This window comes from Flavobacterium sp., from assembly GCF_044341185.1.
In the GTDB taxonomy this organism is placed as follows: domain Bacteria; phylum Bacteroidota; class Bacteroidia; order Flavobacteriales; family Flavobacteriaceae; genus Flavobacterium.
The window spans coordinates 22,596-46,599 of sequence record NZ_JBIISE010000015.1 but is presented as its reverse complement, the minus strand read 5'-3'; the positions used below and the strand labels follow the sequence as shown (position 1 = coordinate 46,599).

General features: G+C 34.0%; 21 protein-coding genes. 10 read left to right on the top strand and 11 right to left on the bottom strand.

Annotated elements, in window-relative coordinates:
* Positions 1-135 precede the first annotated feature (135 nt).
* The 6 genes from ACIQZ1_RS04885 (at position 136) to ACIQZ1_RS04860 (ending at position 8,750) form a co-directional block, all read left to right on the top strand.
* Complete coding sequence (locus ACIQZ1_RS04885) at positions 136-1,608, top strand: RagB/SusD family nutrient uptake outer membrane protein (RefSeq protein WP_396159593.1); 1,473 nt, start codon at positions 136-138, stop codon at positions 1,606-1,608.
* Between the two features lie 12 nt (positions 1,609-1,620).
* Positions 1,621-3,171, top strand: coding sequence for a hypothetical protein (locus ACIQZ1_RS04880; protein WP_396159591.1), 1,551 nt, complete (start codon positions 1,621-1,623; stop codon positions 3,169-3,171).
* A gap of 12 nt (positions 3,172-3,183) precedes the next feature.
* Complete coding sequence (locus tag ACIQZ1_RS04875) at positions 3,184-4,833, top strand: family 16 glycosylhydrolase (RefSeq protein WP_396159589.1); 1,650 nt, start codon at positions 3,184-3,186, stop codon at positions 4,831-4,833.
* A 79-nt stretch (positions 4,834-4,912) separates the two neighbouring features.
* Positions 4,913-7,207 carry a beta-glucosidase BglX gene (gene bglX, locus ACIQZ1_RS04870; protein WP_396159587.1) on the top strand — a complete coding sequence of 765 codons (2,295 nt, stop codon included), beginning with the start codon at positions 4,913-4,915 and terminating at the stop codon, positions 7,205-7,207.
* 1 nt (position 7,208) lies between these two features.
* Positions 7,209-7,967 (top strand): family 16 glycosylhydrolase, encoded by a 759-nt coding sequence (locus ACIQZ1_RS04865; RefSeq protein WP_396159585.1) that lies wholly within the window; start codon positions 7,209-7,211, stop codon positions 7,965-7,967.
* Between the two features lie 195 nt (positions 7,968-8,162).
* The gene (locus ACIQZ1_RS04860; protein WP_396159582.1) at positions 8,163-8,750 is read left to right on the top strand and encodes an RNA polymerase sigma factor; all 588 of its coding nucleotides are present in this window, start codon (positions 8,163-8,165) and stop codon (positions 8,748-8,750) included.
* Between the two features lie 226 nt (positions 8,751-8,976).
* On the opposite strand, the gene nth is transcribed toward ACIQZ1_RS04860, so the two are convergent.
* On the bottom strand, positions 8,977-9,639 hold the full coding sequence (gene nth, locus ACIQZ1_RS04855; protein ID WP_396159580.1) for an endonuclease III domain-containing protein: 663 nt from the start codon (positions 9,637-9,639) through the stop codon (positions 8,977-8,979).
* 193 nt (positions 9,640-9,832) lie between these two features.
* Between nth and bcp the strand changes: the two genes are divergently transcribed.
* Both bcp and ACIQZ1_RS04845 read left to right on the top strand, forming a co-directional pair.
* A complete protein-coding gene (gene bcp, locus ACIQZ1_RS04850; protein ID WP_396159578.1) occupies positions 9,833-10,285 on the top strand; it encodes a thioredoxin-dependent thiol peroxidase in 453 nt (150 codons plus the stop codon).
* A gap of 77 nt (positions 10,286-10,362) precedes the next feature.
* On the top strand, positions 10,363-11,034 hold the full coding sequence (locus ACIQZ1_RS04845) for a hypothetical protein (protein ID WP_396159576.1): 672 nt from the start codon (positions 10,363-10,365) through the stop codon (positions 11,032-11,034).
* Between the two features lie 89 nt (positions 11,035-11,123).
* Here ACIQZ1_RS04845 and ACIQZ1_RS04840 read toward each other — a convergent pair whose 3' ends face one another.
* The 10 genes from ACIQZ1_RS04840 to ACIQZ1_RS04795 all read right to left on the bottom strand — a co-directional run bounded on the left by ACIQZ1_RS04840 (position 11,124) and on the right by ACIQZ1_RS04795 (position 21,805).
* Complete coding sequence (locus ACIQZ1_RS04840) at positions 11,124-11,555, bottom strand: VOC family protein (RefSeq protein WP_396159574.1); 432 nt, start codon at positions 11,553-11,555, stop codon at positions 11,124-11,126.
* A gap of 11 nt (positions 11,556-11,566) precedes the next feature.
* Positions 11,567-12,121, bottom strand: a complete 555-nt coding sequence (locus ACIQZ1_RS04835) for a hypothetical protein (protein ID WP_396159572.1) — start codon at positions 12,119-12,121, stop codon at positions 11,567-11,569.
* Positions 12,122-12,380: 259 nt separating this feature from the next.
* Entirely contained in the window at positions 12,381-15,545 is a 3,165-nt protein-coding gene (locus ACIQZ1_RS04830) for a type ISP restriction/modification enzyme (protein WP_396159570.1), read from the bottom strand.
* A gap of 587 nt (positions 15,546-16,132) precedes the next feature.
* On the bottom strand, positions 16,133-16,516 hold the full coding sequence (locus ACIQZ1_RS04825) for an HU family DNA-binding protein (RefSeq protein ID WP_396150118.1): 384 nt from the start codon (positions 16,514-16,516) through the stop codon (positions 16,133-16,135).
* 355 nt (positions 16,517-16,871) lie between these two features.
* Complete coding sequence (locus ACIQZ1_RS04820) at positions 16,872-17,954, bottom strand: serine hydrolase domain-containing protein (protein WP_396159568.1); 1,083 nt, start codon at positions 17,952-17,954, stop codon at positions 16,872-16,874.
* Between the two features lie 118 nt (positions 17,955-18,072).
* Positions 18,073-18,846, bottom strand: a complete 774-nt coding sequence (mazG, locus tag ACIQZ1_RS04815; protein WP_396159566.1) for a nucleoside triphosphate pyrophosphohydrolase — start codon at positions 18,844-18,846, stop codon at positions 18,073-18,075.
* A gap of 185 nt (positions 18,847-19,031) precedes the next feature.
* On the bottom strand, positions 19,032-19,454 hold the full coding sequence (locus ACIQZ1_RS04810; protein ID WP_396159564.1) for a DUF5606 domain-containing protein: 423 nt from the start codon (positions 19,452-19,454) through the stop codon (positions 19,032-19,034).
* A 93-nt stretch (positions 19,455-19,547) separates the two neighbouring features.
* Positions 19,548-20,135 (bottom strand): peptide deformylase, encoded by a 588-nt coding sequence (gene def, locus ACIQZ1_RS04805; protein WP_396159562.1) that lies wholly within the window; start codon positions 20,133-20,135, stop codon positions 19,548-19,550.
* Positions 20,136-20,186: 51 nt separating this feature from the next.
* Positions 20,187-21,377 (bottom strand): serine hydrolase domain-containing protein, encoded by a 1,191-nt coding sequence (locus ACIQZ1_RS04800; protein ID WP_396159560.1) that lies wholly within the window; start codon positions 21,375-21,377, stop codon positions 20,187-20,189.
* Entirely contained in the window at positions 21,377-21,805 is a 429-nt protein-coding gene (locus tag ACIQZ1_RS04795; protein WP_396159558.1) for a PH domain-containing protein, read from the bottom strand. The genes ACIQZ1_RS04800 and ACIQZ1_RS04795 overlap by 1 nt, the downstream gene beginning before the upstream one ends.
* Positions 21,806-21,936: 131 nt before the next feature.
* Here ACIQZ1_RS04795 and ACIQZ1_RS04790 point away from each other — a divergent pair, with 131 nt between their 5' ends.
* A complete protein-coding gene (locus tag ACIQZ1_RS04790; protein WP_396159556.1) occupies positions 21,937-22,776 on the top strand; it encodes a 1,4-dihydroxy-2-naphthoyl-CoA synthase in 840 nt (279 codons plus the stop codon).
* Between the two features lie 315 nt (positions 22,777-23,091).
* Positions 23,092-23,994: a 1,4-dihydroxy-2-naphthoate octaprenyltransferase gene (gene menA, locus ACIQZ1_RS04785; protein ID WP_396159554.1), complete on the top strand. Its 903-nt coding sequence runs from the start codon at positions 23,092-23,094 to the stop codon at positions 23,992-23,994.
* The last annotated feature ends 10 nt before the right edge of the window (positions 23,995-24,004 follow it).

Sequence of the window (24,004 nt, the reverse complement as noted above, 5' to 3'; positions counted from 1 at the left end):
CTTTTTCAAAATACAGAGGATTTGATCCAGCTGCAAATACAGGTAATCCTATATCAGGTGGAATTGATTATGGTTTTTATCCAACTCCAAGAACATATTCATTTGGATTTAATGTTAATTTTTAAAATTATTAAAATGAAAAAATATATTTTATTACCCGTTTTATTCTTGTCAGGAATTGCAGCCATTACGGTTTCATGTTCAGAAGATTTTATTAACGAAAATCCTCCTTACACTATTGATTCCGAAAATTATTTCAATTCAGAACAAGATTATAATAATGCATTAATTGGTGCATACGAAATGTTAAATTCTACATACATTAATGTAATGTTAGGTGAAATCGCTTCAGATAATACGCTTTCTGGAGGTGAAAGTGCTACTGATGTGTTAGGAATTCAACAAATTGATGAAATGACTCATACACCTGTTAATGGAAACTTAAAAGATGTGTGGAACTGGACATCAGCTGGTGTACAACGTTGTAATTATATCTTAGAATTTAAAGATAAAATTGATTTTACTGGAAAAAATCAAATCATTGCAGAAACTCGTTTCTTACGTGCTTATTTCCGATTTGAATTGGTTAAGTTCTTTGGTGGTATTCCTTTAAAAGGAGATAAAAGATTCGAATTAGATGATGAGAAAACAATTCCACGTTCTTCTATTGCAGATTCTTATGCTGCTATTGAAGCAGATTTACTTTTCGCAATTGATAATTTAAGTCCAATAGCTCCTCAAGTTGGAAGAGTTACTAAAGGAGCGGCACAAGCGCTTTTAGGAAAAACGTATTTATTTCAAAATAAATTTTCACAAGCCGCTACAGTATTAGATCAAGTAATTACAAGTAATTCATATTCTTTGGTAAGTAACTACAATACTATTTTCGAAAATAACAACGAAAACAATTCAGAATCTGTTTTTGAAATTCAATATACGGATGCTCAAGGTGCTAGTTTTGATTGTTTACAATGTAGTAAAGGAAATGTAGCGGTAGGTTTCAACGGAATTAGAAATTATAGCGGACCATTTTTTGATGGAGGGTATAGTTTTAATGTTCCTACTCAAGCGTCTTATGATGCTTATGAAGTTGGAGATAACAGACGTGATGTAGCCATTTTAAATATAGTTACTTGGGCGGCAGCAAACAACGCTTCTTATGGTGAAGGATATAAACATACAGGATTTTTTAATAGAAAATATTTAGCACGTAAAGGTGATACAAATATTGGAGACCAAAACTTAACCAATCCAAACAACTATAGAGCGATTCGTTATGCTGATGTGTTGTTAATGGCGGCTGAGGCTTTTAATAGAAGTGGAAATGACATTAAAGCAAGAACCTACTTAAATTTAGTAAGAAGAAGAGCGTTTGGAGATAACAATCACGATATTTCAGCTTCTGGAGCAGCTTTAACAGATTTCATTTGGGCAGAAAGAAAATTAGAACTAATGGGTGAAGGACACCGTTTCTTTGATTTAGTAAGAACTAATAAAGCAGCAACTTCAATTACTGGTTTTGTACCTGGAAAACACGATTTATTTCCAATTCCATTAGAAGAAATTCAATTCTCAAACGGAAATTGGCAACAAAACCCTAACTACTAAAATTCAATAGATATGAAAAATATAAAATTAGTATTAAGCTTATTTGTATTAACCATTTTTGGTTGTACAATTGATGAGAGCAGCACAGATTTAGAAGGTGTGAAAGCGCCAACTAATATTTCTGCTTTAATGACAATTAAACAAGATAATTCAGGTAAAGTAACTATCATTCCAAAAGGTGAAGGTGTCACGCAATATGAAATTTATTTTGGTGATGGAACTACTGCTCCTGCTTTTGTAAGCCCAGGAAGTTCAGTTGATCATGTGTATACAGAAGGTGTTTTTCCTGTACGAATTGTAGCAATGGCTATAGACGGACAAAAAACAGAAGTTACACAATCACTTACGGTGTCTTTTTTAGCACCTACAAATTTAAATGTTACAATTAGTCCAGTTGTTGGTAATAATATGGCTATAACAGCTCAAGCAACTGCAAATTTAGAAACGTTCTTTCAAGTGTATTGGGGTGAAAATCCAAATCAAGTACCGCAAGACTTTATGGAAGGTCAAACTGTAACGCATACGTACGCATCAGTTGGAACTTTTACAGTAAGAGTAGTAGCGTTAAGTGGTGGTGCTGCAACAACTGAGTACCAACAAAACGTAACGATTAGTAATCCTGTTTTAATGCCAATTAACTTTGAATCGGCTACATTAAATTATGCATTTACCAACTTTGGTGGTGCTAATACTACTGTAGTAAATAATCCAAATGTTAATGGAGTAAATGGAAGTGCAAAAGTAGCTAAACTTACAAAAAATACTGGTTCTGAAGTATGGGCTGGTTCATTTATAGAATTAGGTAGTCCAATTAATTTTGCTACTATGCAAAAAATTAAAATCAAAGCATGGTCGCCACAATCTGGTATTACGGTTAAAATGAAGTTAGAAAATTTAGCCAATCCAAATATTAATACAGAAGTAGATGTTATTAACACAACTGCTAATGCTTGGGAAGATTTAGTTTTTGATTTCACAGGTATAAATAACGCGAATAACTACCAAAGAGTAGTATTGTTTTTCAATTTTGGAAACGCAGGTACGGGACTAAATTATTATTTTGACGACGTGGAACTTACTACAGGTGCAGAAAGTTTAGTATTACCATTAACGTTCCAGTCTACTACTTTAACGTATTCATTTACAAACTTTGGCGGTGCATCTGCAGAAGTTGTTACTAATCCAAACGTTTCTGGTATTAATACATCTACTAAAGTAGGTAAATTTGTAAAAGCGACTGGTGCCCAAACTTGGGGAGGTTCATTTATAGAATTAAGTAGTCCAATTAATTTTGCTACAATGCAAAAAATTAAAATGAAAGTATGGTCGCCACAAGCGGGTGCTGTAGTAAAATTAAAATTAGAAAACTTAGCAAACGGAACAGGAATTAATACCGAATTAGATGCGACTACGACAGTAGCAAATGGTTGGGAAGAATTAACTTATAATTTCACAGGTATAAATAATGCTAATAATTATCAAAGAGTAGTAGTGTTTTTCGATTTCGGTAATGCCGGAAACGGAGCTACTTATTATTTCGATGACATTAAATTATCTAACTAAAAATAATCAAACATGAAAACAATTGTAAATAATATATTAGTTGCGCTATCACTACTTTTAGTTTTTAGCTGTCAGGAAGAAGATAATGTGTTTGGTGATTTATCAGCCCCAACAAATTTAACGGTTCAAGCAACTGTTGTGGGTGCAAGCACTGTTAATCCAAATGGAGATGGTTCAGGTGTGGTTAATTTTGTGGCTACAGCTACAAATGCCATTTCGTATAAATATGTATTTAGTGATGGAACTACTGCAAATGCGCCTTCTGGACAATTACAGAAACGTTTTACACAGCCAGGAACCAATGAGTATACTATTACGGTAACTGCTTCAGGTAAAGGTGGTGTCAGTACTACAACTACTTTAACGTTACAAGTTAGAAGTGATTTTACTGATGCAGAAGCGGTTCAGTTTTTAACTGGAGGTTCTCAAAAAAGTTGGTATTGGTCTGCTTCAGAGCCAGGACACTTGGGTGTAGGTCCTAATAGCACTGATGCTACTCAAAATTATTACCCACATTGGTATCAAGCTGCCCCTTGGGAAAAAGCAGGAAGTCCAGATAGTAGCTGTCTATATGAAAATGTATTGCATTTCTCATTAGTAGGTGGTCAATTAAAATTCCTTTTAGATAATGGTGGAAGCACATTCTTTAACAAAGATTTCAATAGTGTAGTAGGTGCAACTTCGTCAAGTGATGGATGTTATTCTTACGATACTTCGGGTTTAAAAACAGTTACGTTATCGCCATCTGAATCATTAGTAGTTGGAAATAATGTTCCAAATCAAACACGTGGTACGATGTTAAATATCTCGGATGGTGGATTTATGGGGTACTATATCGGACAAAGTTCTTATGAAATTATGTCTATTACTAATAACAGAATGGTTGTAAGAGCGGTAATGGGTGGAAATCCAGCTTTAGCTTGGTACCATACGTTTACTACGATTCAACCGGTTCAAGATCCAATTACAGATTATACAAACTTAGTATGGTCAGATGAGTTTAATACAGACGGTGCGCCTGATACTGCCAAATGGGGATATGATATTGGCGCTGGCGGATGGGGTAATGGCGAAGCACAATACTACACAAATAGTTCAAATAACGTAATTGTTCAAGGTGGTAGCTTAAAAATTACTGCTAAAGCTCAAAATTTAAGTGGTTCTAACTATACTTCAGCACGTTTAAAATCTGAAAATAAATTCGAATTTAAATACGGAAAAGTTGAGGTAAGAGCAAAACTTCCAGTAGGTGGTGGAACATGGCCTGCTATTTGGATGTTAGGTGAAAATTATGCAACCAATACTTGGCCAGCTTGTGGAGAAATTGATATTATGGAACACAAAGGAAATGAGCCAAATAAAATTCATGGTTCATTACATTACCCTGGAAACTTTGGTGGAAATGCCAATACAAATACAACCATGATTACAGGTGCTTCTACTCAATTTCATGTTTATAAAGCAGTATGGTCGCCTAATTCTATAAAAATATATGTAGATAATGTATTGTTCCATACGGTAGCAAATTCAGGTTCTTTACCATTTAATGCAAACTTCTTCTTGATACTTAACGTAGCTATGGGAGGTACTTTTGGTGGTACAATAGACCCAGCGTTTTCACAATCAGCAATGGAAGTAGATTACGTTAGAGTATATCAATAATATTTATAAAACTATGTAATAACAAGAAGACGTGTTTATGTCTTCTTGTTATTCATTTTTTATCTCATTAAATTTAACAATGGATTTTAAGTCAATAAAATATTACCTAATTGCCAGTGTATTGGTTGTCAGTTGTGCTACTCCTAAGAAAGGTAGCTTTTCTGCTAAAACAAAAACGTTAGATCAAAAAGTAGATTCACTTTTGAGTATCATGACGTTGGATGAAAAAATTGGACAATTAAATCAGTATAATGGTTTTTGGGAAATTACAGGACCCGCTCCAAAAGACGGACAAGCTGCCAAAAAATACAACGATTTAAAAAATGGTTTAGTAGGTTCTATGTTAAATGTAAAAGGGGTAAAAGATGTCTATGCGATACAAAAAATTGCCGTAGAACAAACCCGTTTAGGCATTCCGTTATTATTTGGTTTCGATGTCATTCATGGTCACAAAACAATAAGTCCTATTCCATTAGCGGAAGCCGCAAGTTGGGATTTAGATGCCATTAAAAAATCAGCGCAAGTAGGGGCAGAGGAAGCTGCTGCTGAAGGAATAAACTGGACATTTGCTCCAATGGTTGATATTTCAAGAGATGCCAGATGGGGTAGAGTTATGGAAGGTGCCGGAGAAGATACGTATTTAGGTAGTAAAATAGCTGCTGCCCGAGTAAACGGATTTCAAGGTGATTTATCTACAAATAAAAACATTTTGGCTTGTGCCAAACACTTTGCAGGTTATGCTTTTGCAGAAGCCGGTAGAGATTACAATACCGTAATGGTTAGTGATGAGGTACTTCATAATGTGATTTTACCTCCTTTTAAAGCGTCGGTAGATGCAGGTGTAAAAACGTTTATGAATTCTTTCAATGAACTAAATGGTGTTCCCGCAACAGGTAGCAAATTACTTCAAAGAGATATCTTAAAAAAGAACTGGAATTTTGACGGATTTGTAGTATCTGATTGGGGTTCTATTATTGAAATGATTCCTCATGGTTATGCTAAAAACAGTAAACATGCTGCAGAAATTGCTATTCAAGCTGGTTCAGATATGGATATGGAATCGTATGCGTATGTAGAACATTTAAGTGCTTTAGTAAAAGAAGGAAAGGTAAGTGAAAATCTAATTAATGATGCCGCAAGAAGAATTCTTAAAGTAAAATTCGAATTGGGTTTATTTGACAATCCATATAAATATTGCGATGAAGCGCATGAAAAAGCTACGGTAGGAAAACAAGAATTTCATGATGCGGTATTAGATGTAGCGAAAAAATCAATTGTTTTATTAAAGAACGAAAACAACTTATTGCCATTAGCGCAATCGGGTAAAAAAGTTGCTTTAATTGGTGCTTTAGCTACAGACAAAACAAGTCCTTTAGGTAGTTGGCGTATCGCAGCACAAGACAATACAGCTGTTTCTGTATTAGAAGGTATGCAGCAATATAAAAACAACCAACTTACTTATGTAAAAGGAGCCGATCTTACAAAAGGGAGAACTCAGTTTGTATGGGAAACGCACATAAATACAACTGACACATCAGGTTTTGCAGAAGCTATTGATGTAGCTAAAAAAGCAGATGTTGTAGTAATGGTTTTAGGAGAACACGGGTTGCAAACTGGTGAAGGTAGAAGTAGAACAGACTTAGGTTTACCGGGTGTACAACAAGAATTATTAGAAGCCATTTATAAAGTAAATAAAAACATTGTTTTGGTTTTAAATAACGGTCGTCCATTAGCTATTCCGTGGGCTGCAGAAAACATTCCTGCTATTGTTGAAGCTTGGCATTTGGGTACAGAAAGTGGAAATGCTATCGCTCAAGTGTTGTATGGCGATTACAACCCAAGCGGAAAATTACCTATGACGTTTCCAAGAAATGTAGCGCAAGTGCCAATTTATTATAATTATAAAAATACTGGACGCCCTACAATGAACGAACCAGAAAGTGTATTTTGGTCGCATTATTCAGATGAAAAAAATACACCACTTTTTGCTTTTGGGCACGGTTTAAGTTATTCTAAATTTGAGTATTCAGATTTAAAATTAAGCACTACTACATTAGCTCAAGGAGGAAATATAAACGTTACAGTATCATTAAAAAACAATAGTGCAGTAGCAGGAAAAGAAGTAGTACAATTGTATATTAGAGATATTATTGGTAGTACCACTCGACCAGTTAAAGAATTAAAAGGATTCGAAATGGTAGCCTTACAGCCTAACGAAACCAAAACTATTACTTTTACAATTACAGAAGAAATGCTTGCCTTTTATACGGCTAACAACAAATGGGAAACTGAAGCAGGAGATTTCAAAGTATTTGTAGGAGGAAGCTCAGACAAAACAATTGAGGCTAATTTTGAATTTATAAAAACCAATTAACATGCGATTATTTCTTGTTTTATTTTTAGTTAGTCATTTTTCATTTTCGCAAGACGATAAAAGAAAATTGGTGTGGGAAGAAAATTTTAATACCACTACACTCGATGAAACTACTTGGAATTTCGAATTGGGTAATGGTTGCCCAAATTTATGTGGTTGGGGAAATAATGAAGCCCAAATCTATACAAATAAAAATCACGAACTAAAAGATGGTTTTTTAATTATTGAAGCAACAAAAGAAGGCGAAAGCTACACTTCTACAAGAATTACTACTCAAAATAAAAAAGTATTTCAATACGGACGCATTGAAACGCGTGCAAAATTACCAGTTGGTACTGGATTATGGCCGGCTTTTTGGATGTTGGGTCAAAATATTTCTACTGTGGGTTGGCCTAAATGTGGCGAAATTGATATTTTAGAATATGTAGGTAAACAACCTGATATTGTATTCACATCATTACATACACAAGCCAGTCATGGAAATACAATTAATACAAAGAAAACAACAATCCCAACTATAGAAGAAGGTTTTCATACGTATGCCATTGATTGGACGAAAGATAAAATAGCCTTTTTTGTTGATGATGCGTTAGTATATACCTTTCAACCTGAAGTAAAAGATGAAAATACGTGGCCATATAACCAACCTTTTTATTTTATTATTAATGTGGCAATAGGTGGAAATTTCGGCGGTCCAACAATTGATGCTTCTATTTTACCACAAAAATTCATTTTAGATTATATTAAAGTATATCAATAAACTCAGTAGTTTATCACTTTTTTAAACGCATCTTTTTTCACTTTAGTACATTAAAAATGTTAAATTTTTAAATTATATTTGGTATTTAGAAATATTTAACATTATATTTGCTACTAATTAACCCCTAAAACCAATTTGCTTATAATATAAAAATACTTTTTTAAAATTTTAGTTCCAAATCTAAAAAGTATATTTATGGCAAATAGAGTACAAACTCCTGACGCAATTTTATTGCAAAACTACATTAGTGGAGACGAAACAGCTTTACAAGTTTTAATAGAAAGACACCAGTCTAAAATCTTTGGATTTATTTATTCTAAAATTCCAGATCGTTCGGTTTGCGATGATATTTTTCAAGATACCTTTATTAAAGTAATTAAAACCTTACGTACCAAAGGCTATAATGAAGAAGGTAAGTTTCTGCCTTGGGTAATGCGTATTGCCTCTAATTTAGTTATTGACTATTTCAGACATAATAAAAAAATGCCATATCAGCGTGAAACGGATGAATATAGTATTTTTGATTTTATGACCGATTCTAGTTTGACAATTGAAAACCAACTTATTGAAAACCAAGTAGAATTAGATGTTAGAAAAATCTTAGAACAACTACCTGAAGATCAGAAAGAAGTGATAAAAATGCGTTTTTACGAAGATTTAAGTTTTAAAGAAATTTCTGAAATTACAGGTGTGAGCATCAATACTGCCTTGGGTAGAATGCGTTATGCTGTAATTAACATGAGAAAAATCGTAGAAAAAAATAATATTATTTTAACGAATTAAACAATTCATACAATAATTGTGTTGTGTTTTGCGTTATCCTATAAATAAAAAATTAAGTTCGTATATGGGAAAACTTTACGCTAAAAAAAGACAATCAATTAAAGAAATGAAACCCAGTAAAAATGTAGTTAGTTTAATATTGAGTTATTCGCAGGCTATGAAAATGGTTAAAGTAGGAAATCTTACTTTTGAGAGCATAGCAAATTGATTAAAAATGCTTCGGAAACTATTTCGAAGCATTTTTTTTATGGTAATCATTTAAAACCGTTTTTCGTCCAATAGTTTTAGTAATGATATCTTTTTCTAAATCCCAACCTCTTGCAGGGGAATATTCTCTGCCGTACCAAATAATTTGCAAATGCAACTCGTTCCAAGTTTCTTTTGGGAAAATGGCTTTGGCATCTTTTTCTGTTTGCACTACATTTTTACCTGACGTTAAATTCCAACGGTATAATAATCGGTGAATATGTGTATCTACAGGAAATGCGGGTACTCCAAATGCCTGACTCATCACTACGCTAGCGGTTTTATGTCCTACTGCCGGTAAGGCTTCTAATGCTTCAAAACTTTGAGGTACTTCGCCGTTGTATTTTTCTATTAAGATGTGCGATAAACCGTGAATGCCTTTCGATTTCATAGGCGATAATCCGCAAGGACGAATGATTTCCTTAATTTCTTCCACACTCATTTTTATCATATCGTATGGATTATCTGCTTTGGCAAATAACAAGGGTGTAATCTGATTGACACGAACATCGGTACATTGCGCCGATAGTAAAACAGCAATCAGTAAGGTATATGGATCCTTATGGTCTAAAGGAATCGGAATTTCAGGATACAAATCGTTTAACGTATTTATAACAAATGTTGCACGCTCTTTTTTAGTCATTTTTGTATATTTGATGTGGTAAAGTTAATCAATGCAATAACAATATCAAAAATCAATAACAATAAGCAATAGCAAAATCAATAACAAAATCAATAACAAAATCAATAACAAATTCCAAAACCCAAATTCCCCAAACAACAAACAATAAACAACAAACAATAAACCAAAAACCAAAAACAACAAACCCAAAAACATGACACATTTAAAAGTAGGCGATAGCGCACCAAGTTTCTCAGGAACCGACCAAAACGGCAAACAACATACTTTAGCCGATTATAAAGGAAAAAAACTAGTGGTTTTCTTTTATCCGAAAGCCAATACGCCGGGTTGTACCGCCGAAGCTTGTGATTTACGAGACAATTACGAACGCTTTCAAGCCAATAATTACGAATTGTTAGGCGTGAGTGCCGATAGTGCCAAAGCACAAAAGAAATTTGAAGAAAAATACAGCTTCCCATTTGCCTTGTTGGCAGATGAAGACAAATCTGTGATTGAAGCCTTTGGCGTTTGGGGACCAAAAAAGTTTATGGGTAAAGAGTACGATGGTATCCATAGAACTACGTTTGTAATAGACGAAAACGGGACTATTACAGATGTTATTACAGATGTGAAAACCAAAGCACACGCCAGTCAGATATTAGGATAAAGAAAAAGGGTTTTCATGGAATTAATTGGACAATTAAAATTTTTTAATATATTTGATTAAATTAAATTTCTAAAACAATGTCAAATAAATTCACATTTTTATTTTTATTAGTAGTATCAACCAATTTATGGAGCCAAAATAAAAGTTTTGCAATAGGTTATACAGGTCGATTATTGATTAACGCTACTTTTGCTGATAATTCTAAATCAAATGTAGAAGGTTCACAGTATATTGATGATAAATTTTTTCCTTCACAATTTACTTGTGTTGATGAAGTTACTCCTCCAATCCGATACAATGCTTACCGTGATGAAATGGAATTCATGAAAGATGGTAAAATGTATTATGCAAATAAAATAGATTCTTGTGTAATTATTTTATCAAATAAATTTTATAAATATGTTTCATATAAAGAGAAGGATATTACTAATGGATATTTAGTATTGCTTACCAAATCGACTAACCCAAAATACTCTTTATACAAAAAAGAAAAAGTGATTTTTGTTCCAGAATATGTTCCTAATTCAAATTATGGAGAACCTAAACCTGCAAAATACGCCATCGAGAAAAGCAAGTTTTTCTTGGGAAATAAAGAGGGTATATCTGAGTTTCCAACTAAGAAAAATGAATTTGTAAAACTTTTTCCTACTCAAAAAGAAATACTAGAAACATATATTAAAGAAAATAAGATTTCTTTCAGTGATGAATTAAGTTTAATAAAACTGGTAGATTATTTAAACACGTTATAATCTTCTGACTAAAAACAAAGTACACGCCAGTCAGATATTAGGATAAAGAAAAAGGGTTTTCAAACTAGATGAAAACCCTTTTTTTATGCTTATATATTATGCTTTGTATCATAATCTACCGACCATTCAATACCATATTTATCTCTAAACATCCCAAAGTAGGAACCCCATGGACTATCACTAATAGGGAATTCTATAGTACCACCAGCTGAAAGTCCGTTGAATATTTTGTCGGCTTCTTCTTTGCTTTCTGTACTAACGGCAATTTTACTTCGGTTTTCATTTTCATTTACTTTTCCCATAAATTCAGGAACATCATTTCCCATTAACACATTTTGCCCAATAGGAAGGGTAATGTGCATAATTTTGTTTGCTTCGCTTTCTGGAATCGGAAATTCAGCACTTTCCATTTCTTTGAAACGAGTTACTTGTCTAAATTCACCACCAAATACAGATTTATAAAATAGAAATGCTTCTTCAGCGTTTCCGTTAAAGTTGATGTAGGGATTTATTTGTGCCATTATTTAACTATTTAACAACGGTTATTTTTATTAACTGCACGTTTAAAAAGTACTTTATTGTCTTTTGCAATATAGTCGCTAGAAAGTATTAAATACGGATGATTGTTTGAAAATCCTGCGCTATGACTTCTTACTAGTAACTTATCGTTTACTTTTAAGCTTTTAAGTAGCTCAAATTCCTTTGGAATAAATTGCATCATATAGGTTTCGCCCTCAATTTCTACGATAAGCCATTTTGGACTATCAGATGGTGCATTTTCACGTTGAAACGTAACAGATTTAACCACTGCTTCCATATCACTAAACGCCTTAAAGTGCTTTTTTACTTTTTCGTAACTGGCATCTATTTTTTTACCTTCTGGAGAGTTTACCCATTTTTTGTATGCTATCCCATCTGGGCTAGCTTCCCATTTTTTACGTGCTGCTTTCATTTCTTCAGCCGTAAGTGGTTTTTGCAATGCTTTTTTAGTTGGTTCCTTTTTATTATCGTTTTTGGCAACCACTACGCTACTCACCACAACCGCTACTATAAACAAGGTAAACAAGATTTTTTTCAGATGTTTCATATTGTAAATTTTAGTTTTTATACGTATTCCTTTAAATTTAATTGCTAAAGTTGTAACACTGAAGCAACTACTATGAACAAATAAACTAAAAATTTAGGAGTAGCCAAAATATAAAATTATAAAAAAAACTTAAAGTTTAGATTTGAAGTTCTATAATTGTTGCCTTCGAGTGCCTCAGGTAACAATAAGGTGGCTGAGGCTCTCGAAGCCACCTATCTACCACAAATGAACTCACTTCGCTTGAGACAGTATTTAGTATTTATATTTCAATCAAATCTATTTCCTTCATCAACCTGTCCGTTTCCGTTAGTGCCACGATGATTTTTTGGTAATGAAAAATATCTTCGGTACTCAATTCACGGTCTTTGCGGTCTTTTAGCCATTTTTGAGCGGGTTGGTAACCGCCAATGTAAAAGTTCCAAGCTACTTCGGGTAAATTTGAAAAGTATTGGGTATCGTTGATGTATACATGACCGTTTTTATACGTTGGTTTTTTCACCATGTTGTCACCATCTTCGGGATAACCCGTAATGTACTTCTCTACAGTTGGGCTTTCTAATAAATGTATTTGGCGTAATTCTCCACCTAATTTTACCAATTGCCAAAACGTTTCTTTATCTTTAGGATAAGGCACTCTAGGAAAATCTATTTTTAAAAACTCTTTGTATTTTTCTCTGTAATTAGGGCTGTGCAATACGGCGTAGATGTAATCTAAAATGTCTATTGGAGCAAAAATTTTAGGCAGAACTGACAAGTTTTCGAGACCTGACAGGTCTTTTTCAGGTACAAATTGTAAACCCAATCCCTCCGCCATTTGGTTAACGATTTCCATGTTTAAATTAGGCGTTCGTTCTTGACCAGTTTCAAACAAATCTTTGTTTTTGTCATCAGGGTAAAGGTAGAGGGGGAAAATATTTGTAATAAATCTATCAGATAGTCTAGCTTCTGCAATATTTTTTGTAATAAATACACTAGTATAACCAATTTCCTCTTTCTCCTTGTTGTGCCTTATACCTGCAAACCCAACATTTTCACCTTTTAAAAAATGTTGCATGACTTTTCGTACAGTACGCCAAACTAATTTATCTTCATAAAAAACAAAACGATTGTCAAAAGGTCTGTAAGAAATTGGTTTGATAAATTTTGATAAATCGGTTTCATTTTTTATATTATCATAACCTTGCAAAATATTCCATCCTTCTTTTTTCTTTACATTAAATTCTTTATGCAAATACTCTTCATCTCTTGGAGCAGACTGGAATCTTTTATAAAATTCTAATAAATCATTATTTTTTTCATTAATAACAAATTCATCGTGTGCCGTAGTTAATCCAACACCATTTATAATAAACAACTCATTTACCGAAAACCCTTTATCATATTCACTTTTGGCATTAAAATCTTTTTGCACCATAAAATAATTTGGAGCAATATTTGGTATTTCTTTGAATAAAATCGTTTTCAAAGAATTTTCAGAAAGAAATTCATATTTAAAATCTCTTTTTCCAAATAAATCATAATGAAAAACATTACCTAATTCGTCTTTCTTTTTCTTACCTGTTTTTACGAATACGTTAATTGAAACGCCTTGCATAATATCGAAAACATTGATGTCTGCACTTCCGTCTGGTGCAGTTTCCTTTTTCTTACTGTTTCCGTGTAAATCTATGGTATAAATTTTATCATACGTTTTCAATAAATGCCAACGCATTCCTCTAAAAGTTGGGTTGTCTAAAAAACCATGAGGGTTTATAAAAGCTAAAACACCTTCACCATTTTTCTCGATGAAATGTTGACCAAAACGTAAGAACTTAACATAGTCATCATTTATCCATTTTGGATTTCGTTCCTTTAACTTCTCTTTACCTCCTGGTTCTTTTTTATAGTCTTCCATTAGGTTCATTATCCATTGCCCTTTGTTGGCACTTTCACCACTATATGGAGGATTACCAATAATAACCATTACAGGTGTATCTCGTTTTATTTCGTTGGCTTGGTTACTTTCGTCTGAAAGCCAAGAACTGAATAGTGTCCCGCTATCTTGGTGGGCTTCTTCTAACGAGTTGGTCAAAAATATTTTAAAACGTTGGTCGTCGGTGGGTTTGTAACCTGTTTCGGTGAGCAACATATCCATTTTAAGGTGTGCCATGGCATAACTCGCCATAAGCAATTCAAAGCCGTTTAAGCGAGGGATAAGGTCGTTGGTCACATACTTGCTCCAAATACCTTGTTGTCCTTCAAACTTCTTGTAAATGTGCTTCACTACCTCGGCAAGAAATGTTCCTGTTCCTGTTGCGGGGTCTAGTATTTGCACCTTGTGTACTTCCTTTTCAATCTTTTTGCCATAGTAGTCAACCTTTACTTTGGTTTTGCTTGTGTCGGCAAGTCCTTGGGGTAAATTAAACTCGGTTTTCAAAATATCGTCAACGGCACGCACAATGAAGTTCACCACAGGTTGCGGGGTATACCAAACGCCACGAGCTTTTCGCAATGCGGGATTGTATTCCCCTAAAAAGGTTTCGTAAAAATGTACCACAGGGTCTTCCTGTTTGGTGCTTTTACCAAAGTTCTTCATGATCTGAGCCACATCTGAGGCTAAGAAAATATTGACCAACTCGTCAACAATCCAAACTAGACGGTTATCCAAATCGAAGCCCGCAATATCTTGAAACAACTTACGCAAGAACGGATTTGATTTTGGGATTAACTCAGCCGCTTCAAGCCTTGAAAAAGTGGGCAAAGTTGGGTCATGGTATCGAGCCGCAAACATTCCGTAAGCTATCGTTTGAGAGTATATATCAGAAAATGCTTTGTTATCTATATCGTGTATTAACATACTTTGAAAAGACAGCATTTGGTTCTTTAGCGGTGAGCGGTTTTCGGCTTGGTCATCGTAGTTCAAAGACTTTTCAATAACGTCCGCCATCAACTTCGCTTTTCCCGCCATCATCTGTGCCAACTTTGTAGGCGATTTAATGGTTTGAGAAACGGTAAGTGAAAAGTTTTTTATTAAATTGGTAAAGGTTTCAAAATTTTCAACCATAGGAACAATCGCACCGTTTTCGATTTTTGCAATAGCTATTTTAGTTACAAACTCCCCTTCTTTGTAGAAGTGGAAGTCCATGTAATCAGTAAAGATTAAGTTCGTTAAACCCGACTTGTAGCGGTCAAACTGTTCTTTCAATGTTTTACTTGCTAAGTCAACCCCAATATCTTTAGCTTCGATGTAACCAATAGGAACATCTTTACGAGTAAGTACATAATCGGGCGCACCACAATCCACACGAGCGGGTTCATTGGTTACCAGAACGTCTGGCAATATAGCCATGATGAGGTTTTGAAGGTCGCCACGGTAAGAGTGCTCACGAGCGTTTCCTGTTTTGTATAAGGTGTTTATTTTGTCGAGGTATTGTTGAATGGTCATTAAGGTTGGGGTTTTTAAGTGGTTCAAACTTACAAAAAAAACCAAACTTTGCCAATCAATATTTTAAGAAATATCTTAATTGGTAGTACTCTCTTTTAGAGTAGTGTTGTTTTTTTATTTCATGACTTGAATTAATTGATAACCTGAAATTTCAGTTTGTAGTTTTTGGTTTTCCATTTTACTAAAAAAATTTTTGATGTTTTTTATTGGTAATAAATTATTTTAGTAGTAATTTTACCTCATAATTTCGATACGAATAGCGGTAACTATTCGAGGCTTTCGAAAGAAATTTAGCTCAAAATCGGGTAACTAGCTCCATTTTTTTGAGCTTTTTTTATGCTTTTTTGTCAAAAACAAGTCGCTTTTTGGTGCGTTTTTTCGCTGAATTTCTATTCAATTTAGCGGTTTTTCCTCTTTTTATTTTGTTTGGGTCTTTTTTTCAACTTAACAAGTCGAGTTTTTCAACTCGTCAGGTCGAGTTACAACACTCGACCGGTGCAATTTTAGCTAAATATTTCGCAAAAAAAAGCCCCGAACGCGGTAACGATCGAGGCTTTCAAAAGAGACTTAGTCTCAAATACGAGTAACTAGCTCGCTTTTTGGTAACTTAGTGTACCTAACATTTGTTTCAGCTTTTTAGCTGGACGAAACAAGATGCGACTTTTCTTAATGTCCGTTGCCGTAACATCTTCTTCAAAATCTTGTCCGCTAGCGCTAACGCTTACTTGAAACGTACCTACGTGCCCTAATTTTACAATTCGGCCTTGGCTAAGTTCCATTAGCATGTTGCGTTCTAATGAACGTAAAACAGCGTAACAATCCGTGTCTGTTAAGGTACACTGATACGCAATCATTTCGGCTAACGACTCTAAAGTGGTTTCACCATTTGCAATCGACGTTGCATAATACTTTTCAGGCGCTGTTATGTCCTGAGGATTCTTCTTCGGAAGAATCTTAAATTTAATACTCATAATTTTACTGTATTAAATTAATAATAAATTTTTGCCTCTTGGAAATGCTCTGGAACACTATCCTGACCTGCATTACAAAGATAAAATAATAAGTTCTATTTATTGTGTAGAAGTTATTCTACAAAAGGTCTTAACCTTTATAAATAAAGGAATGAGAGGTTAAGTTGTTAATAACTTTCGTTGATTAAGGGTGTTGGGTGAAGGGTGTTGGGTGAAGGGTGTTGGGTGAATGGTGAATGGTGAATGGTGAAGGGTATAAGGTGTAAGTTTATACTCTGCAACTCTGCAACTCTGATACTTTGCCACTCTGATACTCTGAAACTTTGCCACTCAGAAACTCAGCCACTAAAAAAATCTAATTCACCACCGCATTAATCTTCTGCCAAAGCACTTCATCAAAATTAGATAAGGCCAAGTTACTGCTGTCTGCGGCTTCGCCCATTCGAATGATGACTAATTTACGACTTGGCACCACGTAAATTTTTTGGTCGTTTTTACCTAATGCGCAATACATATCTGCCGGAGCGGTAGTGATGATACTACCATTAAATTGCAATTGGCTTTGCGGAAGATGAAAGCTACTTTTTCCGTTTAACCACCACAAATAGCCGTATGCCATATTGATGTTTTGCGAGGTGTTTGTAGCTGAGGTATGATATGGTTGGTTAATTATGGTTTGCCCGTTCCAATTGCCATTGGCTAAAGCCAGTAACCCAAAACGCGCCATACTTCGGCTGTTGCTCCAATAGACACTTAATGCCGTTGGATCGGTTACCCAAGCGCCTGTCATCCCAATTGGGTTGCGTAATTTGTTGTTAAAATAGTTGTCCCACGTTTGGTTGGTGGCAGTGGCTACTACATCTTGTAATTTTACATATACATTATGATACGCCCATCGGGTACCTGCATCGGCTACGTATTGTAAATTATTGGGTGTAACCGTATCGCCCAAAGCATCGTTTAACCCAGAATTCATACTTAATAAATTCTTGCAAGTAATTAGGTTTTCCTTAGCTATTGGGGCACTTGTCCAACCCGTTCCTAAATAATCAGATACTTTGTTGTTAATGTTTAAAAATCCTTCTTGTGCCGCTATTCCTGTAACGGTAGCGGTTAATGTTTTTCCAGCACTTGCCCAATACCATGGGGTAGTAGCAGTATGCCCGTTATAATACTTTTCTAAAACTATTTTTCCGTTGTGTAATACAATGAAACTTTTTGAGTTTTTTTCAATTAAGTAGGCGTCAAGAGCCGCAATGTTTGCCGTATTCCATCCCAAACTTTCAGGTGTTTTGGTTTCCCAAGTACCTGTATTTGGGGGAAAATACATTGCTTCTTCGGGTGGTATAGGAGTTGAATTTGAAGCAGGATTTTCGTCGCTATCACTACAAGAAATAAAAAAACATATAAAGCTAATTAGAAGGATTTTGTTTCTCATACTATATTTTTTTTTGATTGCTAACTGTAAATAAATTTAAGTTTAGACTTTCAGAATTGGGAAAGGTTTAATTAATTATATCATTTTCACTCATACCTAACACCCTTCACCTTTAACCCTAAACCTTCTTCGCTTCCTCCCAAAACACATCCATTTCGGCTAAGGTCATATCCGATAACGATTTGCCTAATTCGGTGGCTTTACTTTCTAGATATTTAAAGCGGTGGATGAATTTTTTGTTGGTGCGCTCTAAGGCGTCTTCTGGGTTGATGTTTAAAAAACGGGCGTAATTAATCATAGAGAATAACACATCGCCAAATTCGGCTTCTATTTTATCTTGATTGTTAGCCGCTATTTCCGCTTGTAATTCGGCAATTTCTTCTTGTACTTTTTCCCAAACTTGATGGGTTTCTTCCCAATCGAATCCTACGGCTTTTACTTTGTCTTGTATTCTGCTGGCTTTTACTAAAGCGGGTAAGCTTTTCGGAACACCTTCTAAAACAGAGGTTCTGCCTTCTTTTAATTTCAGCTTTTCCCAATTTTGTTTTACTTGTTCTTCGTTTTCTACCACCACATCGCCATAAATATGCGGATGACGGTCTATTAGCTTCTCGCAAATGCTATTCGCCACATCGGCAATGTCAAAATCATTTGTTTCCGAACCTATTTTGGCATAAAACACAATATGTAGTAACAAATCGCCCAGTTCTTTTTTAATTTCTGGTAAATCGTGGTCTAAAATAGCATCACCCAATTCATACGTTTCCTCAATGGTAAGATGACGTAAACTTTCTAACGATTGCTTTTTATCCCACGGACATTTCTCACGTAAATCGTCCATGATGTCCAGTAATCTTTCAAAGGCTTGTAGTTGTTGTGCTCTTGTGTTCATTCTTTTATTTCAAAATTCAAAATTCGTTGTTGGTTGTTCAAAATTTAATGGCTTTCAGCGATTAGCTTTTTAGCTTTTTCCTTTCACCCTATACCCAATACCCAAAACCCCTGTGTCAAAGTTAAAAAAAATATCCCAAACTAAATTAAGAATGGGATATACTATGTTTTTTTGATTGAAAAAGCTTATTCAGCGGTTTCTTTTTTTACATCTGTATTTAAAGCGTCTAAAGTAACATATCCTTTAGGTTGTAAAATATTATACCAGTTAAATATTTTTTTAATATCCGAAGTGTATACACGGTCTTCGTCATATTCTGGTAAAATTTCACGGAAATAACTTTTTAATTTGTCGTCTGCTTCTTTGTGCGAAATAGTAGCTTCTCCGTTTTCTTTGGTAGCTATTGATTTAAAAATATCTATTAATTTTACTTCTTCATTGTAAGTAAACACGGCAATTTCAGTTAATAAACTAACATTACTTCTTAGTCCTACAGTAATTTTTTTACCATCTAATAAAGATTCTGCCACAAATCCAGAACGGGTTTGTACTTTTAATTCGTAAAGTCCTGGTTTCCCAGAAATGGCTAATATTTTTTGAAAACTCATGGGTTATAATTTAAATGTGAGCAAATATATATTTTAAAAAATGATTTTCCAATTTGAAAATCTAAAATAAAACATAAAATTTTTAGGTCGGATTTATTTGATTTTTAGATTGGCAAATTTCATTCTGTAATCTGGCTTGGCTTTGCCTTCCATAATGTTTTGCAGTTTTTTTCCTACCAATTTTTTCTTTAACATAGAAAGGTGGTCAGTAAATAAAATACCTTCAATATGGTCGTATTCATGCTGAATAACGCGTGCGATTAAACCGCTATACGTTTCGGTCTTTTTTACAAAATTTTCGTCAAAATATTCAATAGTAATGGTTTCATGTCTAAAAACATCTTCACGCACATCTGGAATACTCAAACAGCCTTCGTTGAAACCCCAAATTTCACCTTCTTCTTTTAATATTTTAGCATTAATAAAGGTTTGTTTAAAATCTTTTAATGCTTCTGCTTCTGTTTTAGAAATATCATCGCTATCTGCAAAAGGTGTAGTGTCAATTACAAACAAGCGAATAGGTAAGCCCACTTGAGGCGCAGCTAAACCCACACCATAAGCATTGTACATGGTTTCATACATGTTGCTTAGTGTTTCGGTTAAGTTTGGATATTCTGGTGTAATGTCTTCGCAAACTTTTCTTAAAACAGCTTCGCCATATCCGTATATAGGTAAAATCATGGTTTCTTTTTTTTGCAAAATTAGCAAATTTTCTTATAAAAAAAGTAAATATTATTCGTTAGCACCACCAACATCGCTATTATCTAATTTTATAGGATATTTAGGATTAAATAATGCAATAAACTTCTTGGTTTTATAGGTATTGTAAGTCATTTTATTTGACAACGCAATAATGGTTACCGTATCTGTTTTTTGAGTAATATACGATGAGGTATTGCCGTGCCACCAACCGTTATGATAGGTCAGAGTAGGTGCTTCTTTCCATTCACGTAAACGAATACCCAATCCGTAATTTTTTTCGCCTTTCGATTCGTAGCTGTAGCCTTTAAATATTTCTTTCTTTAGTTTTTCGCTAAAAAAGTTATCCGAATAGGTGGCTAAGTCAAATTTTAATAAATCGCGTGCCGTAGAATAAATGTTTTTATCGCCATATACCAAATCCAAATGGTCAAAAGCCAAGCGTAATCGATTTGATTTATAGGTTTGACTTACGGTGTCGTGGTGTTTTTCGTAGTCAAAAACAAACGTATTTTTCATCCCTAGTGGTTTAAAAAGAAGTTCATTCATGGCTTCATGATAACGCATTCCAGATACTTTTTCAATAATTAACGCCAATAACGAATAGTTGGTGTTGCAATACGCAAATCGCGTTCCAGGTTTGCTTTCTAAATGAATTTTCCCAGAATTTATAAGTTTTAAAATGTCTTGATTGGTAATTCTATTAGAGCGGTCCCATTTTACATCACGCTCAATAAAATAACCGTAATGACGCAAGCCGCTTCGGTGATTTAAAAGCATTCTTACTGTAATATCTTTGTGATAAAACCCGTCAAGATATTTCGTTACTTTATCGTCTAATCTGATTTTCTCTTGGTCAACCATTCTTAAAATTACCGCTGCCGTCAGTACTTTACTAACTGAGGCAATATGTAACGGCTTGTTTTTTCCGTTTTTATCGTCTTTCTCTTTGTAGGCAAATCCTTCGTAATCTTCAAATAAGATTTTCCCGTTTTTGGCTACTAAAAACTGACCGTAAAAATCACCTTTGTTAATTAATTTATTGTACTGGTAACTAATTTCGTTTTTCTGTTTCTCGCAATACGCGGGATCTAACTCGTTGAATGCTACAAAAAAGTCGCTTTTATCATCTTGTGTTCCATTATTTTTTGAAAATTCGGATGATTTATTGTTACAAGATAGTATGAATAAAGTAAGGCATAAAAGGGAAAGGCGTATTCTCATTATTTTCTGATTTCTATAGTTGGATTTTGTTCGATTAACTGCTCAATAAATTGGTCTCTATTATTTGGCGATATAAATATGTCGTCGTATTTGTGATAAACAATCTCAATGCCTCTGTGATGAAAGCCTGGTTTGTAAAAATTTGTTTTGATTATTGAATTGGAATATTTTATGGTTTTAATTTCTGAAATTTTAATTTTTGTTTTGTAAAAAAACATAGAAACAATCAATAGGTTTTCTTGAATTTCGTAATACGTAGTGAAAAATGTAACTGTAATTAACACACTTAAAAACAAAATTAGAATTCCAATAGGCGCCAAAACCATTTCAATAGAATCTCCAGATAAAAAAGCAATTAGCGATACGAGTACTGCAGGAAATAGGGGTATAAAGAAATTAATTTTACTAAAGTCCGATTTGTATTTCATCTATTGTTTTGCTGTTTTTTTAGGACAAATACCATTCTTAAAATATTAATTAAGTACGATTTTATAAAAATGTCATCTGCTTTTGCAAATTAAAGTATTTTTGAAGTATTTTTGATAAAAAATTATTAAAAATGTCAACTATCAATTGGAAAATCGTAAAAGAATACGAAGATATCACGTATAAAAAATGTGATGGTGTGGCGCGTATTGCCTTCAACAGACCTGAGGTGCGAAATGCATTCCGTCCAAAAACAACTGCCGAATTATTAGATGCTTTTAAAGATGCGCATGAAGACACTTCTATTGGAGTAGTTTTATTATCTGCAGAAGGACCTTCTTCAAAAGACGGAATATGGAGTTTTTGCAGTGGAGGCGATCAAAAAGCAAGAGGCAAACAAGGGTATGTAGGCGAAGACGGCTATCACCGATTGAATATATTAGAAGTACAACGTTTAATTCGTTTTATGCCAAAAGCAGTAATTGCTGTGGTGCCGGGTTGGGCAGTTGGTGGCGGACATAGTTTGCACGTAGTGTGCGATTTAACTTTAGCAAGTAAAGAACACGCCATTTTTAAACAAACCGATGCTGATGTAACCAGTTTTGATGGCGGTTATGGTTCGGCATATTTAGCTAAAATGGTAGGACAGAAAAAAGCAAGAGAGATTTTCTTTTTAGGAAGAAATTACTCGGCACAAGAAGCTTACGAAATGGGTATGGTAAATGCTGTAATTCCGCACGCTGAATTAGAATCTACCGCTTACGACTGGGCACAAGAAATATTAGGAAAATCGCCAATGTCTATCAGAATGTTAAAATTCGCAATGAATTTAACTGATGATGGTATGGTTGGACAACAAGTTTTTGCTGGTGAAGCTACACGATTGGCTTACATGAGTGAAGAAGCTGTAGAAGGTAGAAACGCCTTCTTAGAAAAACGCAAACCAAATTTTGAGAAAAAGTACATTCCATAGGTGGGTGTAGGGTAAAAGGTGTTAGGTTAAGGGTATAAGTAAAAAGGAAAAATAAAAAGTGTTTACAAATAAAAAAATTCTTTTAACTATAAGTATTTCAATGCTTTTGTATTGGTTACTTAACAAAACAATTGATGTATATCAGATTGCTATTTTAGGTGTGCTTTATGAAATTCTTTGGCTGCCTATGATGATATTCTTTATTGTTTTACCAATACTAAATACCTACACAATATTCAAAAACAAAAATAATTTGATTCCATATTTTAGTTTGGCATTAAATGTAATCACAATAATAATCGTTTTCTTAGTTTAATGAAAAGCACAATACAACCCTGGATTCAAGCGGCGCGCTTACGAACGTTACCTCTTTCTATTTCTGGAATTTTGGTAGGAAGTGCGTATGCGTATTACCAACATACATTTGAATGGATTATTTTTGTGTTGGCATTATGCACCACATTGTCTTTTCAAGTACTATCCAATTTTGCTAATGATTATGGCGATGGCATAAAAGGAACAGATGCCAATAGAATTGGTGAAAAACGCTTAGTAGCTTCTGGTGAAATTACTTCTGCCCAAATGAAAATGGCAATTATCATCAACTCGGTTATAGCCTTTGTTTTAGCTGTAGCTTTAATTTATTTCGCTTTCGGACAAGAAAATTTTGTGTATTCGTTTACTTTTTTGGTGTTAGGAATAGCATCAATTGCCGCAGCCATAAAATACACCGTTGGAAATAACGCTTATGGATATAGTGGTTTTGGCGATGTTTTTGTTTTTATCTTTTTCGGATTGGTTGCTGTTGTTGGAAGTAATTTCTTATACTCGCAAAGTATCGATATTAAATTATTCCTTCCCGCTACGGCGATAGGAATGTTAAGCACCGCTGTATTAAACTTAAATAATATGCGCGATATTGAGAATGATAGAATCGCAAATAAAAATACATTAGTGGTAAAATTTGGATTGAAATGGGCTAAAAAATATCATGAAATTATTTTAGTTATTGGAATGATTTGTTTTATGATATTTTCTTTACTAATTAAATCTTCTCTTATTCCCATTTTAATTATTAATATTCCTATTATTTCTCATATGGGAAAAGTTAAAAAATCAGATAATTATGAAGATTTTGACCCAGAACTTAAAAAAGTGGCGTTAAGCACCTTTGCATTAAGTTTTTTATTTTGGTTAACTCTTGTCTTTCTAAACTAATTACTCATCA

Excerpts from the sequence above, each read along its gene's own strand:
- ACIQZ1_RS04885 (WP_396159593.1), top strand. The coding sequence starts at position 136 with ATGAAAAAATATATTTTATTACCCGTTTTATTCTTGTCAGGAATTGCA.
- ACIQZ1_RS04880 (WP_396159591.1), top strand. The coding sequence starts at position 1,621 with ATGAAAAATATAAAATTAGTATTAAGCTTATTTGTATTAACCATTTTT.
- ACIQZ1_RS04875 (WP_396159589.1), top strand. The coding sequence starts at position 3,184 with ATGAAAACAATTGTAAATAATATATTAGTTGCGCTATCACTACTTTTA.
- bglX (WP_396159587.1), top strand. The coding sequence starts at position 4,913 with ATGGATTTTAAGTCAATAAAATATTACCTAATTGCCAGTGTATTGGTT.
- ACIQZ1_RS04865 (WP_396159585.1), top strand. The coding sequence starts at position 7,209 with ATGCGATTATTTCTTGTTTTATTTTTAGTTAGTCATTTTTCATTTTCG.
- ACIQZ1_RS04860 (WP_396159582.1), top strand. The coding sequence starts at position 8,163 with ATGGCAAATAGAGTACAAACTCCTGACGCAATTTTATTGCAAAACTAC.
- nth (WP_396159580.1), bottom strand. The coding sequence starts at position 9,639 with ATGACTAAAAAAGAGCGTGCAACATTTGTTATAAATACGTTAAACGAT.
- bcp (WP_396159578.1), top strand. The coding sequence starts at position 9,833 with ATGACACATTTAAAAGTAGGCGATAGCGCACCAAGTTTCTCAGGAACC.
- ACIQZ1_RS04845 (WP_396159576.1), top strand. The coding sequence starts at position 10,363 with ATGTCAAATAAATTCACATTTTTATTTTTATTAGTAGTATCAACCAAT.
- ACIQZ1_RS04840 (WP_396159574.1), bottom strand. The coding sequence starts at position 11,555 with ATGGCACAAATAAATCCCTACATCAACTTTAACGGAAACGCTGAAGAA.
- ACIQZ1_RS04835 (WP_396159572.1), bottom strand. The coding sequence starts at position 12,121 with ATGAAACATCTGAAAAAAATCTTGTTTACCTTGTTTATAGTAGCGGTT.
- ACIQZ1_RS04830 (WP_396159570.1), bottom strand. The coding sequence starts at position 15,545 with ATGACCATTCAACAATACCTCGACAAAATAAACACCTTATACAAAACA.
- ACIQZ1_RS04825 (WP_396150118.1), bottom strand. The coding sequence starts at position 16,516 with ATGAGTATTAAATTTAAGATTCTTCCGAAGAAGAATCCTCAGGACATA.
- ACIQZ1_RS04820 (WP_396159568.1), bottom strand. The coding sequence starts at position 17,954 with ATGAGAAACAAAATCCTTCTAATTAGCTTTATATGTTTTTTTATTTCT.
- mazG (WP_396159566.1), bottom strand. The coding sequence starts at position 18,846 with ATGAACACAAGAGCACAACAACTACAAGCCTTTGAAAGATTACTGGAC.
- ACIQZ1_RS04810 (WP_396159564.1), bottom strand. The coding sequence starts at position 19,454 with ATGAGTTTTCAAAAAATATTAGCCATTTCTGGGAAACCAGGACTTTAC.
- def (WP_396159562.1), bottom strand. The coding sequence starts at position 20,135 with ATGATTTTACCTATATACGGATATGGCGAAGCTGTTTTAAGAAAAGTT.
- ACIQZ1_RS04800 (WP_396159560.1), bottom strand. The coding sequence starts at position 21,377 with ATGAGAATACGCCTTTCCCTTTTATGCCTTACTTTATTCATACTATCT.
- ACIQZ1_RS04795 (WP_396159558.1), bottom strand. The coding sequence starts at position 21,805 with ATGAAATACAAATCGGACTTTAGTAAAATTAATTTCTTTATACCCCTA.
- ACIQZ1_RS04790 (WP_396159556.1), top strand. The coding sequence starts at position 21,937 with ATGTCAACTATCAATTGGAAAATCGTAAAAGAATACGAAGATATCACG.
- menA (WP_396159554.1), top strand. The coding sequence starts at position 23,092 with ATGAAAAGCACAATACAACCCTGGATTCAAGCGGCGCGCTTACGAACG.